Source organism: Sphingomonas faeni (assembly GCF_024273235.1).
Taxonomy (GTDB): domain Bacteria; phylum Pseudomonadota; class Alphaproteobacteria; order Sphingomonadales; family Sphingomonadaceae; genus Sphingomonas; species Sphingomonas faeni_A.
Genome location: NZ_JANBVH010000094.1, coordinates 1 through 1200 on the forward strand (window position 1 = coordinate 1; position 1200 = coordinate 1200).

1 protein-coding gene is annotated in these 1200 nt (G+C 59.8%); it reads right to left on the reverse strand.

What is annotated here, in order from left to right:
* Window position 1 precedes the first annotated feature (1 nt).
* A protein-coding gene (locus NLI89_RS21630) for an IS3 family transposase (RefSeq protein ID WP_183937620.1) occupies window positions 2–1170 on the reverse strand; the annotation gives its coding sequence in 2 pieces (ribosomal slippage) (window positions 2–909 and window positions 909–1170; 1170 coding nt in all).
* Window positions 1171–1200: the final 30 nt, after the last annotated feature.

Here is a 1200-nt window from a genome sequence, read left to right on the forward strand (position 1 = left end):
GTTAGTGCATTGTCGCCTCCGTTGCCATTGGCGCCTGGAGGTGGAGCGAAGCGGAACCGGAAGGCGGCAATGGCGGCGAAGCTGCTTCTGGGGCTGGTGGTCGATAGCCCAAGCTGCTGTGGGGGCGGATCGTGTTGTAGTGCCGACGCCAGGCTTCGATCAGCACCTTTGCTTCGGTAAGGGTGTAGAAAATCTCGCCGTTGAGCAGTTCGTCGCGAAGCGACCCATTGAAGCTTTCGTTGTAGCCGTTCTCCCAGGGAGACGCTGGGGTTATGTAGAGTGTCTTCACGCCGACTTGTTCCAGCCATTTCTGGACTGCTGTCGCGATGAATTCGCTGCCATTATCCGACCGGATATTGGCAGGCGGACCACGTGCGATGAAAAGGTCGGCCAAAGCCGCTAGCACGTCTTCGTGTTTGAGCTGCCGCGCCACGATCAAGGCCAGGCATTCGCGACTGGCCTCATCGATGACCGTCAGGATGCGAAACTTGCGGCCATCATGGGTGCGGCCCTCGACGAAGTCGTATGCCCAGACGTGCCCTGGATACTCAGGTCGCAACCGGATGCACGAGCCGTCGTTCAGCCATAACCGGCCCCGCTTGGGTTGCTTTTGCGGCACCTTCAGTCCCTCGCGTCGCCAGATCCGTTCGACCCGCTTGCGGTTCACCACCCATCCTGCATCGCGCAGCAAAGCCGTAATCCGGCGATAGCCATAGCGACCGTATTGGCGCGCAAGCGCCACTATATCGTCGGTGAGCGCATCTTCATCATCAGCCCCACGCGGCACTTTACGCTGTGTCGATCGATGCTGGCCAAGCACCCGGCAGACCCGTCGTTCGGATACTGCCAACTCACCACGAACATGATCGATGCAGCGCCGTCGCCGCGCGGGGCTCAGAAGTTTCCCCTAGCGGCCTCCTGCAGGATCAACTTGTCGAGCGTCAGATCAGAGATCGCCCGCCTGAGCCTGAGATTCTCCTTCTCCAGGTCCTTCATCCGCCGGGCCTGGTCGGTCTTCAGACCGCCATACTCCTTGCGCCAGCGATAATAGGTTTGCTCGGTAACCGCGATCCGCCGACACGCATCCGCTGTCGTCCCGCCCTGCGCCAACACGATCTCAGCTTCCCGCAGCTTGCCGATGATCTCTTCCGGCTTGTGCCTCTTACCCATTTCCAAACTCCTTCATGATCCAAAATAACA